At 63.6% G+C, this 14,719-nt stretch carries 9 protein-coding genes; 8 read left to right on the top strand and 1 reads right to left on the bottom strand.

Translation table 11 applies throughout. The annotated features are described in order from the left end of the window. Positions 1 to 32 precede the first annotated feature (32 nt). A complete protein-coding gene (locus M1E02_RS00875; protein ID WP_479376295.1) occupies positions 33 to 4,247 on the top strand; it encodes a TIGR03773 family transporter-associated surface protein in 4,215 nt (1,404 codons plus the stop codon). A gap of 48 nt (positions 4,248 to 4,295) precedes the next feature. On the opposite strand, the gene M1E02_RS00880 is transcribed toward M1E02_RS00875, so the two are convergent. Further along, positions 4,296 to 5,210: a LysR substrate-binding domain-containing protein gene (locus tag M1E02_RS00880; protein ID WP_479376296.1), complete on the bottom strand. Its 915-nt coding sequence runs from the start codon at positions 5,208 to 5,210 to the stop codon at positions 4,296 to 4,298. Positions 5,211 to 5,491: 281 nt separating this feature from the next. Here M1E02_RS00880 and M1E02_RS00885 point away from each other — a divergent pair, with 281 nt between their 5' ends. The 7 genes from M1E02_RS00885 to M1E02_RS00915 all read left to right on the top strand — a co-directional run bounded on the left by M1E02_RS00885 (position 5,492) and on the right by M1E02_RS00915 (position 14,601). Beyond that, positions 5,492 to 6,571, top strand: coding sequence for a PrpF domain-containing protein (locus M1E02_RS00885; RefSeq protein ID WP_479376297.1), 1,080 nt, complete (start codon positions 5,492 to 5,494; stop codon positions 6,569 to 6,571). An 86-nt stretch (positions 6,572 to 6,657) separates the two neighbouring features. Continuing rightward, positions 6,658 to 7,866: a Bug family tripartite tricarboxylate transporter substrate binding protein gene (locus tag M1E02_RS00890; protein WP_479376298.1), complete on the top strand. Its 1,209-nt coding sequence runs from the start codon at positions 6,658 to 6,660 to the stop codon at positions 7,864 to 7,866. A gap of 8 nt (positions 7,867 to 7,874) precedes the next feature. Further along, positions 7,875 to 9,902 (top strand): tripartite tricarboxylate transporter permease, encoded by a 2,028-nt coding sequence (locus M1E02_RS00895; RefSeq protein ID WP_479376299.1) that lies wholly within the window; start codon positions 7,875 to 7,877, stop codon positions 9,900 to 9,902. 42 nt (positions 9,903 to 9,944) lie between these two features. Next, a complete protein-coding gene (locus tag M1E02_RS00900; RefSeq protein ID WP_479376300.1) occupies positions 9,945 to 10,325 on the top strand; it encodes a universal stress protein in 381 nt (126 codons plus the stop codon). A 186-nt stretch (positions 10,326 to 10,511) separates the two neighbouring features. Continuing rightward, positions 10,512 to 11,405: a helix-turn-helix transcriptional regulator gene (locus M1E02_RS00905; protein WP_479376301.1), complete on the top strand. Its 894-nt coding sequence runs from the start codon at positions 10,512 to 10,514 to the stop codon at positions 11,403 to 11,405. A gap of 2 nt (positions 11,406 to 11,407) precedes the next feature. Continuing rightward, positions 11,408 to 13,921 carry a DUF4118 domain-containing protein gene (locus M1E02_RS00910; protein WP_479376302.1) on the top strand — a complete coding sequence of 838 codons (2,514 nt, stop codon included), beginning with the start codon at positions 11,408 to 11,410 and terminating at the stop codon, positions 13,919 to 13,921. Next, on the top strand, positions 13,918 to 14,601 hold the full coding sequence (locus tag M1E02_RS00915; RefSeq protein ID WP_479376303.1) for a response regulator: 684 nt from the start codon (positions 13,918 to 13,920) through the stop codon (positions 14,599 to 14,601). Before M1E02_RS00910 ends, M1E02_RS00915 begins: the two co-directional genes overlap by 4 nt. The last annotated feature ends 118 nt before the right edge of the window (positions 14,602 to 14,719 follow it).

Consider the following 14,719-nt stretch of genomic DNA (forward strand, 5'->3'; position numbering starts at 1 on the left):
CACAGCCACCCGAACCCCTGGAAAGCCACAACGTGACCCGCTTAAGCCCCCTCCGCACCGCTCCCGCCGTGGTCCTCCTGACCGCGGCGCTGCTCAGCTCCGCCGCGGGGGTCCCGGCGTGGGCCACCGAGCCGGCTCCAGCACCGGCGCCCACCTCGACTGCTCCCGAGCAGGAACCGGTTGATCCCTCTCCTGCCCCGGACCCTGATCCGGCTCCCGAGCCTTCAGGCCCGGCTCCTGGCCCGGACCCGGTTCCGGCCCCCGAGCCTTCAGGCCCGGCTCCTGCGCCAGCGCCTTCCGCCGACCCGAATCCACCGGCGCCGTCCCCATCCGAACCGCTCACCTCGACAGACCCAGCCTTGGGTCCTGACGCCGCCGCCGGGCAGACTGCGTTTGCAAAGCAGGGCGAGTCCTCGGAGTCCTCCGGGCTGCGGACGGTGCGCACGAGTGCGGGTGATCTTCCTGTCCTCGACAGAGGCCGCGTGAGCCTGGCACCCAAGATCACCCCGTTCGAGGGCAACCCGCTTGTGGTTGAGACCATCACGCCGGGCTATGGCGTGGACACCGAGCATTGGGGCTCTGGTTTTAACGGCGATTACCGGAGCCAGCAGTTCTACCCGGCTGGGGGTGCCGTCCTTAACATCCCGGCCGCGGATCGTGCTGACGACGGCACCTACGCCACACCAGGAATCACCCCTGACGGGACAGTAGGTACCTCCGGGCTGACTCCGGTTGATTATGCCACCGGGGCGAATGCGCGGCTCTTCCTCCAGACCCACCTGCTGAATGGGCAGGCTGACTTCGAGATCCCGGAAGCGCAGCCCGAGATTAACCGGCGCTCCACCGCTACAACGGACCTCAGGCCCAGCACGAACGGGTACCTGGCCCTTACCGGAGCATTCACTCCTGAGGGCGCCCATGCGACGGTGGCGGGCCGCGGCCCGGGCGGGATAGCGACATCGGTGGTGTGGGATACCCGTGCGCTCAGCCCTGACTCCGCACAGCAGCGCCTCGGCATGAGTCCGAATAACTCCGTCTACGCACTTCAGGCAGGCCTCAGCGCTCCAGGCGTCTATTGCCTCACCATTGAGATGGCACCCGTCCTGCGCAGCAGTGGAAGCCAACCCGCTCCGAGCACAGCAACCTACACGGTGGTGGCCGGGGACCTTCCGGCAACGGTTCCAATGTGCAGCGCCCAAGGCGAGCCTGACCCGGGCCCGGGAGACGGCGGACCCGGTCCGGGTGGGCCGGCTGAGAAGCCGGTGACTGTTTTCGCTACCGGCCACGTTGACGTCCGCGCCCCGCTGACCAACGACGGCGGGTCCCTGGCCCTGCTCATCGACGCCGGTAACTACGGCCGCATTCCCTTCCGTGACGTTGTTACTTCCGGACTTGAGCAAACCACAGTGCCCTCACCCAGCGTCGCCTCGGACCTGTCCGCGATAGCACCAGCCGGCAGCCCTCTCTGGTTCTGGAGCGAAGGCGGCGGCAATTCCGGAACAAACCTCTGGCCCGGTGTGAGCGGGCAGGACTTCGTGCCCGGGTCCATGGGCCCTTACGACTTACAGGACCTCAGCCTGATGGAGGTTCGTGGTCCCGCAGGCGGCTCGTTCGCCCTCTACGACAGCCGGGCTGTGACCGAACGCTTCGATCCGTCGTCGCTCCTTTGGTCCACGCGCAGCGGGCTGCCGCAGAGCCTTTCCGTGGGAGCCGCTAACCACCGCCACTTCACCTGGGCGTTCACTGCAGAGGGAAAATACTGCCTGGCCATCAACGCCAAGATGCTCAAGGGTGACGGCACGCGCGTGGGTCAGGACGCCCGCCTGACCGTCTGGGTCGGCGATCCTGCCAAGGCCCGGGACCAAGTCCCGTGCGACCGTCCAGCCGGGCTCGACGGCCTGGCCACGCTCTCACACGGCAAGGAGCCTGTGGCTGTAGCGGAGCCCGCGAGCAAAATGGCAGACTCCGGGCTCGTGGCACTGGAACCGCGTCTCGATTCAGGGAATATCGCAGTGGGCGCTCGCGTGCACGCCACCACCACGACGTCTGCCCGCGACGTGGATCCAAGCCGAATCGTCATCTCGAGCTCGGTCCGCAACGGCAGCAACTATGTATTCGGACCCGACGGGGCATGGGGTGCGCCCGGACTGCGCTTTTCAACGGACAGGCTCGACCCTGCAGGGATCGTGGGGGAGGCCGGAGTTAGCCTCGGGGCCGTAACCGGACCCGGAACTGTTACAGCGGAGCGCTCCACCGGCGCTGTCCTGTCCTCCGATCCCTCAGCAGGGCGGACCCAGGCGGACCTCGCCCCGCGCTCGCTCAACATGCTCGTATGGAGCTTCTCTGCGCCCGGCCTGTACTGCGTCCCACTCACGTTTTCGGCTGTTCCTGGCGGGACGGCGGCAGCCTCGAGCACGACGACGACTCTCACCATCGCGGTAGGGAGCACTACGCCGGGCGAGCCGGACTACGTCGACCGTGACGCCGTCGTGCCTTGCGGCTCCGGCGGGACGGGCACGCCCCCCTCCCCATCCCCAACGCCCAAACCGACGCCGGATCCCGGCCCGGGCACACAGCCCAGCAATGTGACCGTCATCGGTGCTGGGCACCTTGACCTGGCGAGCCGCCAGCTGGGCGGCCTGTTCACCACCCAGGTTAAAGATTCAAGCCAAGGCGCGGTCGTGTATCGCGACCCTGCCAAGACCGTCCTGCAGGTGCGCGATGCAGCCCGCAGGCCTGTCACTGCTGACTCGCCATTCGGGTTTATCGGCACCGAAGGCTCCACTGCCTATGTACTTGGGCAAAGTGAGGAGGCAGGGCTCATCTGGCCCGGCTGGTCCACCGAAGAGGTCCCCGAAGCCGGGGACGTGACGTGGACGCTCAAGAAGCTTGGCACCACAGGCAGCGAGGGTGCGGCACCCGGGAAGATGGCCCTGTACCAGCTGGGCACGTTCGGTGCGGCCGCGATGAAGTTCAACACCACGGACGGTACGAACCAGTTCACCATTCCGGCCGGCGTGCACCAGCACGGCACTTGGGCGTTCTCCAACCCGGGGGTGTACTGCATGGCGTTCAACCGGACTGCAGCCACAGGCGCCAGCAGCGACTTCACCGTCGCGTGGGCGGTGGGTGAGTCCGTGAACGCATCGACTGTGGATCCGGGCGACTGTTTCGCAGGGAAGTCCATCGACACCATCGAAGGTGGCGTGAAAACCGCACCGGTCGTCTCTTCCAGTGCGGTTCCGGGTGAGGCACAGGGCACCGCGGGTTTGAGGGCGGTTTCGGGCAGCGCTCTTGGGCCTGGCAGTGTCTGCCTGCCGGGTGCGCCTACGACGGCGGGCGGAGCCCCGGCGGGCTCGACCGGCGGATCGGCGGCGGGCTCGGCCAGTGGCTCAGCTGGAGCCGGGATCGCCGCCGGTGCGGCAGTGATATCGGCCGGGCATGTGGACCTTGCGACCCGCGTGATAGACGGGCGCCTGCGCTCCTTTCTGAAGGACGGAAGCACTGCCGTGCCGGTCTGGCGGGAGCCGGGCGCCGTTGTCCTGAATGTGGGAGCCGGTGCTGCCACCCGCGTTCCGGAGGGCGCATTCGGCTTCCTCGGCGCTCCTGGAGCGATCGTGTACCAGTTGCCGCAGACGCAGGCAGCAGGCCTTCCATGGCTGGGGTGGAACACCCAATCGCTCGGCTCCGATGTGGTGGGGCCTGTGACCTGGTCGCTCGATAATGTCAGCGGCCCTGGCGCTGTGACCATCTATGAACTCGGCGCGTTTGGAGAGCCCATCCAGCTCCTGAGCCCGGGGCGGAGCCTTTCAGTGCCGGCAGGCGTCCACGCGCATGCCACCTGGGCGTTCCCGGCTGCCGGTCAATACAAACTCACCATGACCCAGTCAGCCATCCTCGCGAACGGCAGCCGCAGCTCGGACACACAGGTGGTCACCGTCATGGTTGGCAACGGCGAAACTCCCGCTGCGGGGGAGGGTGTTATTGGCTCTGTAGCCGGGCCGGGTAATGCCACAGCCGGCTGCCTGCCCGCTGGGTCTTTGGCTGCCACTGCGTCGGAGGCATCTCCGGTCAGCGCAACGGTTACCACCGGGACGCGCCCCGGTCCAGGCGCCGCTTCCGCCGGAGACCTCGCACCGTCATCCGACGGAGTGCCGATGTGGCTGTGGATCGCCATGGCAGGGGGTCTTATGCTCCTGGGAGCCGGCGCAGGTGGCGGGACAGTCTGGTTCCTGCGCCGCCGGTAACGCCCCTGGAATGAGCCCCCCGGTCCCGCCCAAGCTTCCAGCATTCCTTCATCGGAAGTCCGCGGTCGTGTCTTTGGCTACCTCCAGGAGCGTTGCCTGGAAGGCCATTTCCGCCGCGGCACGCACCCTGTCATGGCGGTGAGCGAGGAGCACCCTCCGGGACGGGGCGCTCGAACCGAGGGAAACTATGCTGACCCCTGGATGCTTGTTAACCACTGCTGTCCGCGGAGCCAGCGCTATACCCAGTCCGACACTGACCATGGCTTGGGCCTCCTGGTAGTCGTTGGCCTGGAAAGCGATTCGTGGAGTGAAACCCGCAGCACGAGCACTTCTTTGCAGTACTTCAACCACAGGATGGGCGTCCCCACGGACGATCCATTCTTCAGTGGCCAGGTCTGCCATGTCCACCTGCTTCCGGCGCGCAAGTCGATGGTCCTTGCCCACAATGAGCGCCGTGGCGTCTTCGAAGACAGTAGTCAGGGCAAAGTCTCTTGGGTTGATCCGGTTCCATTCGTAGTCCCACAGGAGAGACATCCCCACCTGGCCGTTTTCCAGCATTTCAACCAGGTCCTCGAAGCGGCTGCTCCGGACGTGCAGCTCGATCGCCGGGTACTCCTTTTTGAACCGGCTGATTACGAGCGGAAGAAAGGAACCGCCCAATGTGGGGAAGGTCCCCATGGTGAGGCTGCCCCGGTGCAGTCCTGCGATTTCTGCCAGATCCGCCTCCGCCGCCGCCATCTGACGCAGGATACGGCGCGTGTGCGCAGCCAGAACATGCCCGGCATCCGTAGGAACCATCCCTCGCGTTTGCCGCTGAAGTAGCGGCTGCCCGATCTCGGCTTCAAGGCGCCGTAACTGCTGTGACACTCCCGACGGGGAGTACACGTGCTTTTCTGCGGCAGCGGTGATCGATCCAAGCTCCACCACGTCCAACAGCAGTTCAAGTCGCCGAATGTTAAGCACGGGTCCCTCTTCTAGTTTGAAGTATTTGTTACTCCCCCTGCACGATCTTATGCGCATGCTTCAGGCACTGGGCTATTCCGCTGGTTGTCTGATCCGATTTTTCTTTCAGTGGGTTGAATTGCTCCGGCTCCGGCTCCTTCTAGGTCCGGTGATTGAAGTAAAAGTGCATGGAGGTGCATTTACTGGTGCTTGTAATTCATATATGCCACGGACCACACTGAGACCCAGCCGGCAGGGTTTACAAGCCCCGGTGAAGGGCCAAGGAAGGTGTGAAAGCAATTATGTTCAAGATCCCAGCAGCGTGGATGCGCGGCGGAACCAGCAAATGCTGGGTGTTTGAGTGGGACAACCTGCAGGTTCCGGGGAAAACCATCGATGAAGTTCTTTTGCGTCTTTTCGGCAGCCCCGATAACCGTCAGGTGGATGGCGTCGGAGGTGGAACGTCCACCACAAGCAAGGCCGTCATCCTGTCCCGCTCCCTCAGCGACGAGGCCGATGTCGACTACACGTTCGCACAGGTGGCAATTGACGAGCAGCGGGTGGATTGGGGCAGCAATTGCGGCAACTGCTCAGCCGTAGTCGCCCCTTACGCAATCCAGCGCGGTTGGGTGGTACCGGGCCCGGAGAACACATCGGTGCGAACGCTGAACACCAACACTGATCAGCTCATCCTGCAGAAGGTTCCTACGCCCGACGGCAAACTTGAGGATCCGGGCACCCAGATGATTCCCGGCGTTCCGTTCCCCGGGCTGTCGGTAGGCATGGGATTCCTGGACCCTGCCGGAAGGACCACCGGAAAACTGTTCCCAACGGGCGAACCGGTGGAGAAAGTGACATTCGACGGACGTGAAGTTTCGGCCACGCTCATCGACGCCGGTGCTCCCCTGATCATTCTGGACGCGGAATCCATCGGCCTGACCGGTACGGAGACGGCCGCGGACATCGACAGCCAAGCCGCACTCCTTGTGCATTTGGACGATGTTCGCAGGGACGCCGCAGTACGCATGGGCCTTTCGGCCACAAGGGCTGAAGCCGCACGGGCCATACCGAAGCTGGCGCTGGTGGGCAAAGCTTCCCAGGACGATGAAGCTGACCTCAACGTGAGGATGCTGTCCATGGGCAGGCTTCATCCTGCCTTGGCCATCACGGGAAGCGTGGCACTGACGATGGCGGCACAACACGAAGGCACTGTGGTCAGCCACCTCCTCACAACTGATTCTTCGTCCGGGCTGATCATGCGCACTCCGGCCGGCATCGTCCAGACATGGGCGGAAATACGCGACGGCGTGCCAGTCGTCGGAACCATTCGGAGCGCCCGCCTCATCGCGGACGCCGAACTGCTGCTTCCAGAGTCCTGGTAAGCGGAACACAAAAACAACAGCCTGTCCTCTCATTGATGCCGGAGTGGTGTTGCATTGAGGTAGGCCCTAACCAAAAGGATTTCTCAATGACGAGTAAAATGTCATCCTTGGAACCGCCGGGGCTTTCTCCGGAAGGTATTGACGGGCAGGCCGAGCCGAGCGAACAGCCTGATCCGCCCCAGCACTCCCGGCGCACCATCCTTACAGCCGTAGGCGCCTTCGCGCTGCTGGGCACTGCAACTACCGTCCTGGGCGGAAGCTTGCTGAACCCGCCCTCCAGCACTGAAGACGGCGACTTTAACGGCGAAACCCTCGAATTCCTGATTCCCCTGGCTTCAGGCGGAGGAACAGATACCTGGGCACGGTTCATCGGCACAGAGCTGACCAACTACGTCCCGGGTCGGCCAGGTTTTGCGCCCGTCAACGACGCCGGCGGCGAAGGCATCCTGGGCACCAACAGGTTCGCCCGGTCGGCCAAGACCGATGGCACAGAGATCCTGGTGGGGACGGCCTCCACGGTGGTGCCGTGGGTTTTGGGACGCTCGGCGGTGAAGTATTCCTTCGAAGACCTCAAGCCTGTCGTTGTGAACGGTACCGGCGGAGTCATCTATGCCCGTGCCGAAGCAGGCGTGGCCGGTTTGGAAGACCTGATTAACAGGGACCAGCCGCTCGAGTTCGGTGGTATCAGCGCCACAGGCCTGGACATCACCACACTGGTTGCCTTCGACCTGCTTGAAGCTGACGTGACAAGCACGTTTGGGTTCGAGGGCCGGGGCCCCGTCAACCTGGCGCTTCAGCGCGGGGAAATCGACCTTGATTACCAGACAACCTCCGCCTACGGCTCCGCCGTCGCAGGAATCGTCAAGGAAGGCAAAGCCGTCGTCCTGATGTCCTTCGGCCAGGTGAACGAAGCCGGAGACGTCATCCGTGACCCCAACTTCCCCGACGTTCCCACAGTCGCAGAAGCGTACGAAACGCTCCATGGCAAGAAACCCTCGGGCGAAAAATTTGAGGCCTACAAGACACTGCTCGGGCTGACCTACACCTACCAAAAAGGACTCTGGGTTCCACAAGAGACCCCCGAGAACGCCTACGATCTGCTGCGCCAGTCCAGCGAAAAGCTCGGCACCGACGCAGAATTCCAAAAGAAGGCCGCCAAAGTGCTCGGCGGCTACCCCCTCGTTGCGGACCCCGGCGTAGCCGACCGCGTCAGGGACGCCTACAAAGTCAGCGGCTCCGTCCGGTCCTATGTCACAGGGCTGCTCGCGAGCAAATACGACATCCACGTTGAATAAGGAGCATCATGCTCGACTCCGCAATGGCAGCGCTGGCATCCCTCGCTGACCCCTCCCTGCTCATCATGCTCCTGATCGGCACTGTCGCCGGCCTGATCATGGGCCTCATCCCCGGCCTCGGCGGCACGGGCGCCGTCGCGATTCTTCTGCCCATCACGTTCGGAATGGAACCGCCCCAGGCTCTGGCACTCCTGATCGGCGCCCTCGCCGTAGTTCATACCTCGGACACCGTCTCGGCGGTATTGCTCGGTGCCCCCGGCTCCGCCTCAGCCAGCGTGACCATGCTCGACGGATACGCCATGGCAAAGAAAGGGCAAGCGGCGCGGGCCCTAACCCTGGCGTTCCTGTCCTCCATGGCCGGCGGCATCATCGGCGCCGTCGGTCTGACCCTGGCCATCCCGTTGGCCCGGCCTCTGGTCCTTTCCTTTGCCAGCCCGGAACTCTTCATGCTGACCGTCCTGGGCGTGGCTCTCGCAGCCGTGCTTTCGCGAGGAAATATCATCAAGGGAGTCTCAGCAGGCCTCCTTGGCCTGATCCTTGGGATGGTCGGGACGTCACCGACCACAGCAGAGGAACGCTTTACCTTCGGCAGCCTCTTCCTCGGCGACGGGTTGTCCCTCGTGGCGGTCGCTCTGGGCATTTTCGGTCTGGCCGAAATCGCGTCCCGCGCCAGCCAACGCCGTGGACAGAAGCAAATCATCACCCTCGGCGGCGGCTGGGGACAAGGCATCCGGGAATGGCTTACCCACTGGACACATGTCATCCGTGGAGCGCTCATCGGTATCTGGGCCGGCGTCCTGCCTGGCGTCGGCGCCACGGCAGGAACCTGGATGGCCTACGGCCAGGCCGTCGCGACGGCAAAGGATAAGCGGCAGTTCGGCAAGGGCGACCCCCGCGGCATCGTGGGCCCCGAAAGCGCCAACAACTCCGTGGAGGCGGGCGACCTGATCCCCACCCTGCTGTTCGGCATCCCTGGCGGCGTCCCCTCCGCGATGCTCCTGGGAATGCTCCTCACCTACGGCATCCAGCCGGGCCCGTCCATCATTACTGAGCACCTCGACCTGATGTACCTGATTGTCTGGTCCTTCGCCATCGCCTCCATTCTTGGTGCACTGCTCTGCTTCCTCAGCGTCAAGCAGCTCGCCAAGCTGACAAAGGTCCCCTTTGCTGTATTGGCGGCAGGCCTGGTAGCCATCATGCTCCTGGGCTCATTCCAGGAAGGCGGCCAGCTCGGCGACCTCTGGATCATGATCGTCCTCGGCGCTTTCGGCTGGCTGCTGAAATCGACAGGCTTCCCACGGGCACCATTCCTGATCGGCTTCGTCCTGGCAATTCCGCTGGAACGCTACTATTTCCTCACCGACAGCCTGTACGAAGGCTTCGATTGGATGGCCCGCCCCGGTGTTCTGTTCTTCCTGGCAATCCTGATCCTGCCAATGATCTGGGCGTTCATTAAGTTCATCCGCGCCCGTCGCCGCACCAATGTCGACGACGGACACCGGGACGAGCAGCCCGAGGACGACGAAGCCCCGCTGAAGAATTCAACCTGGTCCCTCGTAGCGTCAGGAATCTTCTTCGTCGCCTTCGCCGCGGCCTTAGTCGCGTCCTTCTCATTCTCACCGGAAGCCAGGCTGGTCCCCCAACTGGTGAGTACCGGAGGCCTGATCTTCTCCGGCATCCTGCTCTTCATTGAGACCAGGAGAAGGCTTCGCGACAGAATGCCCAAGGCAGATGCGACCCTTGCTGCGGAGGCAGAGGGGATCCTTGACACACAGACCACGAAGGCAGGTTGGACCCTTGACGCAAAGTTCGCCTTGAAGACCTTCCTATGGATGACAGGCTTCCTGGCTCTCACGGCCGCCTTCGGATACCTGATTGCAGTCACGATCTTCATCCCGGCGTTCCTGCTGATCGTGGCACGGGCCCGGGTCAAGACGGCCGTCGTGTACACGCTGGTGCTGTACGTCGTACTCCTGGCACTGCCCTCCCTGCTGCCAATAGACCTTCCGCAGGGATGGCTGAACACATTCGTCTAACATCCGGCACCCTGCACATCGAAAGCCATTGGAGAATCACAAGTGACCGTACTCGTAGCCTATGCACCCGCTCCCGAAGGCAGGGAGGCGCTGACTGAGGGGATCAAGGAAGCCCATCTGCGGAAGTCAGACCTGCTCATTGTTAACGTCGGCCGTGGCCACCACGACCTGGACGCGCAGGAACTGCAAGAGTTGGACGGCCAACTTACCCAGGCCGGGCTGGCACTGACCATCGAATCATCCATCCTGGCAGATCCTGGGGACGCGGTCATCCAGATCGCACAGGACCGCAACGCGGAAATGATCGTCATCGGACTGAGGCACCGCTCCATGGTAGGCAAGCTGATCCTGGGAAGCACCGTTCAGCGCATCTTGCTGGAGGCCACTTGCCCTGTACTCGCAGTCCGGTCTGACAAACTCTGACCGGCGCCACTGCTGCCGGACTTCATTTGTCCGGTGCGCGTGCTGCCGTTCCCGCACTCCATCGCAACAGGTAGCCCGAAGGACGGGCGCGCGGACAGTGCAGCATGCAAGGGAGGCAGGGTGACCAAAACGGTCGCCCTGCCTCTTCCTTTAACCACAAGCGTCCGGCCATGGACAATGGAACCCATGGGTCAGAGCGTGGAGTTTGGAAAGTTCCTGAAGGCGATGCGGTCACGGTTGAGTCCGGAGCAAGCCGGAATCAGCACGACGTCCAGCGCCCGCCGTGTGCCTGGTCTCCGGCGCGAGGAGATCGCGCGGTTGGCAGATGTCAGTACCGACTACTACACCCGGCTGGAACAGGGCAGGAACATTCATCCCTCCCGGGCGGTGCTGGATTCGGTAGCCCGGGCGCTGAGGTTGAATCCCAGTGAACACGCGCACATGCTTGACCTCCTCGAGAATTGTGCGGAGTCTTCGCCGATACCGGCACAGGGCGTCCGGCCTGCGCTGCTGCAGCTTCTCGATGCCGTGGGAAATGTGCCCGCCCTGGTCCTGGGTCGCCGGACCGATGTTCTGGCCGGAAACCCACTTGCGTTCCTGCTGCTTGCCGACTTCCCTGCCATGCCCGAAACGGAGCGGAACCTCACCCGCTGGCTCATTCTCGACCCTTCAGCACGGGAGCTCTTCCGGGACTGGAAGGCTGTAGCATCCGAAGCCGTGGGAACTCTCCGCTCGGATGTCGGACGGCATCCCAACGATCCGCGGGCCAACCAGCTGGTGGGCGAACTCGCTGTGCGCAGCGAGCACTTCCGCCAGTGGTGGGCAGGGCATCGTGTGGCCAAAGGATCCGCCGGTGTCGTGCGCCTCCACCACCCGATCGTTGGAGACCTGGAACTGAACTTCGAAGACTTGGCACGCCTGGACGATCCGGATCAGGTGCTGCGGGTGTTTTCCGCCAAGCCGGGGTCGCCGTCGGCTGATTCCCTCACGCTGCTTGGCAGCTTCGGTGCCGAAGCGGCCGCCTCCAAGCCTGCGCAATTAGAAACGGACGCGTCTCACAGCCAGGCTGACAGAATGTGAGGATGTCACGCGGCTCTCTTCGCATTTTCCTGGGCGCAGCTCCAGGTGCTGGCAAAACGTATGCCATGTTGCAGGAGGCCCACCAGCTCCTGGCCGCCGGACGGGATGTTGTGGTGGCCACCGCGTATGACAAGGGCCGGCCTCAGACGCGAAAGCTTTTTTCCGGGCTGGAAGTCATACCGGCCGCTGCCGCTAAGGAAATGGACCTCGACGGCGTCCTGGCCAGACATCCGGAGGTGGCAATTGTTGATGAATACGGCCATAACAACGCCCCAAGAAGCCGCAACGAAAAGCGCTGGCAGGACGTGGACGAGCTCCTGGCGGCAGGCATCGACGTCCTTTCAACAGTGGATATCCAGCAGCTGACGTCGCTGGGTGATGTTGTGTCAGCCATAACGGAGGTCCCCCAGCAGGAAACGGTGCCTGATGACGTTGTGAGGAGGGCGGACCAGATCGAGCTGGTTGATGTTTCCCCCGAGTTGCTGCGGAAACGGTTGTCGGAGGGAGATGTCTATCCGCCGGACATGATCGACACTGCACTCGCCAACGAGTTCAGGCTCGGAAACCTCTCGGCGCTGCGGGAGATCGCCCTCATCTGGCTTGCGGACAGGGTGGATGAAGGACTGGCGAAGTACCGGGAGGTTGAGGGCATCCGCACCAGCTGGCCCGCACGCGAACGCGTGGTTGTAGGACTGAGCGGAGGCCCGGAGGGGGAAGTGCTCATCCGCCGCGCGGCCAGGATTCTGTCCAGGGTCAGCGGCGGCGATCTGCTGGCGGTTCATGCCCGCCGTGCTGACGGTGTTGCAGCAGAATCTTTGCAGGACCTGGAGATCCAGCACCGCCTGGTGACAGAACTCGGCGGAAGTTACCACACGTTGGCCGTTGATGACCCGGCCGAAGGCCTGCTTGAGTTTGCCCGCGATGTAAATGCCACCCAGATCGTGGTGGGGGTGTCCCGCGGTTTCAACAGGTTCCTCGGCGGCGGCGTAGGGGCCAAGGTGGTCCGGGATTCCGGTGACATTGATGTCCACATGGTGTCGCACCCTTGGGCTCCGAAGTCGCTGCCACGGCGGCTGCCCGGGCTGCTGGGTAGGACAAGAACGGGCCTGGGTTTTGTGTTGGCAGTACTTTTTCCTGTCCTGGCCACGGCATTGATGTCCCTTGGCCCGGAGCTGAACCTTGCGACGCACGTGCTGGTTCATCTGACCGGCGTGATCGCGGTGGCGTTCATCGGAGGCCTTTGGCCGGCCGTGGTTGCGGCGATCCTGGACTCAGTGTTGATCAACTACTTTGAGACGGGGCCCATAGGCACATTCAGCATCGATGATCCCCAAAACCTCTTTGCCCTTGTGGTGTTCCTGGGTGTGGCGGTGGCCGTGTCCCTGATGGTGGGCATCTCCGCGAAACGATCGCGCGAGGCCGCCCTCGCCCGCGCGGAGGCAGCCACCCTTGCTGATTTGGCGCGCGGTGCTCTCCTCGCGGACGACACCGTTGGTGCATTCCTTGAAAAAGTCCGGGAAACCTTCCGCGTCCGGTCGGCAGGGCTGTTCACGAGAGGGGCAGCTGCAAACCAGGAGGAGTGGGAGCTGAAAGCGTATGCGGGCGACGCCCCGCCGCTGCCTCCGGGAACCGCCGAATCAGGTACCGACACCACTGAACTCGCTGATCCGTTGACCGCCGTCGTCGTGTCCGGCCGGACCCTTACCGCGGGAGAGCGCCGCCTGCTGTTAGCCCACGGAGCACATCTTCTCCTGCTGCAACAGCGGCAGGCCCTCAAGCGAAGCCTCGAGCAGACCACCAAGCTTGCCGAGGGGAACAAAATCAGGACTGCCATCCTGCGTGCCGTCAGCCATGACCTGCGGACACCACTGGCAGGAATCAAACTGGCAGTCACCGCACTCCAGCGGCAGCCCGCCCGGCTACCCGAGGATGTCCGGGCCGAGATGTTGCAGACCATTGACTCGTACTCAGAACGCTTGGAGGCCCTCATCGGCAATTTGCTGGACATGTCCAGGATATCCAGCGACGCCATCGCACCCCACACCGCCCCGGTCACGTGGCGCGACGCCATCGAAGACTCGCTGCGCGGAATACCCGGCGGACGCTTGCGCGTGGAACTGGCCCCCAACATGCCGGCGGTCGACGCCGATCTGGGCATGCTGGAGAGGGTCATTGCCAACATCGTGGAGAACGCCCTCAAGTACGCGCCGGACTCCGACGTCGTCATTCTGGGACCTTCAAGTGCTTCCGTAGTTGGCACCGTCAACGGGCGGCCCTGCGGTGAACTGCGGATTGTGGATCATGGCGAGGGTGTCCCGGCCGCCGACGTCATTGCCATGTTCCAGCCCTTCCAGCGCCTCGACGACGCACCGGAAGGCCTTGGGATCGGACTTGGCTTGGCCGTCGCCAAAGGTTTCAGCGAAGCGATGGGCGGAACGTTGACGGCAGAACCCACGCCGGGAGGCGGGTTGACCATGATCATCCGCCTGCCCCTCTCCGCCGGAAGTGCCGCATGAGAACAGTCCTTGTGGTGGATGATGAACCACAACTGCTCCGCGCACTCCAGGTCAACCTGCAGGCGGAGGGGTATCAGGTCCTGGTTGCCTTGGACGGAACGACAGCCCTCCAGCACGCTGAGAACCATCATCCTGACCTCATCGTCCTTGACCTCGGACTGCCCGATATCAACGGCGTGGACGTCATCAGAAAAGTCCGCCGCACGGCTGGCACGCCCATCATCGTGTTGTCCGCCAGGCATGGATCCGAGGACAAGGTACGGGCGCTGGACGCGGGCGCGGATGACTATGTGACCAAACCCTTTGGCCTCGATGAACTCCTTGCCCGGTTGCGGGTTGCGGAACGGCGCCTCACGGCCTCCGACGGCGGCGAACAGCTCAGCGTCGTGGATGCCGGTGGCTTCAGTGTCGACCTGATCAACCGGAAGGTCATCCGCGACGGCGGGATAGTGCGTCTGACTCCGCGGGAGTGGGCCATTCTGCAGCTCCTGGTCCTCAACCCGGGCCGCCTTATCACCCAGCAGCAGATGCTGAAAAAGATCTGGGGTCCCGCATACGGGAGTGAAACCCAGTACCTCCGCGTCTACATGGGGCAACTCCGCCGCAAGCTGGAAGCCGATCCCGCCCGGCCCAAGCATCTGCTCACCGAAGCCGGCATGGGGTACCGCTTCGAGCCCTGAGCGGGTCTATGTGCGTTCGAGAGTGGTGCATTCCCCCAGAAAGCAGGCGTAAAGGATTCATCAAAAGAATCCTCTTTCCGGAATTTCCGTTCCCTGTCAGTGCTAGTTTCGGCTCCGG

This window comes from Arthrobacter sp. Z5-13 (genome assembly GCF_056499105.1).

What these genes read in the sequence shown, in the direction of transcription:
- M1E02_RS00885 (WP_479376297.1), top strand. Translation starts at nt 5,492, where the DNA reads ATGTTCAAGATCCCAGCAGCGTGGATGCGCGGCGGAACCAGCAAATGC.
- M1E02_RS00890 (WP_479376298.1), top strand. Translation starts at nt 6,658, where the DNA reads ATGACGAGTAAAATGTCATCCTTGGAACCGCCGGGGCTTTCTCCGGAA.
- M1E02_RS00895 (WP_479376299.1), top strand. Translation starts at nt 7,875, where the DNA reads ATGCTCGACTCCGCAATGGCAGCGCTGGCATCCCTCGCTGACCCCTCC.
- M1E02_RS00905 (WP_479376301.1), top strand. Translation starts at nt 10,512, where the DNA reads ATGGGTCAGAGCGTGGAGTTTGGAAAGTTCCTGAAGGCGATGCGGTCA.
- M1E02_RS00910 (WP_479376302.1), top strand. Translation starts at nt 11,408, where the DNA reads ATGTCACGCGGCTCTCTTCGCATTTTCCTGGGCGCAGCTCCAGGTGCT.
- M1E02_RS00915 (WP_479376303.1), top strand. Translation starts at nt 13,918, where the DNA reads ATGAGAACAGTCCTTGTGGTGGATGATGAACCACAACTGCTCCGCGCA.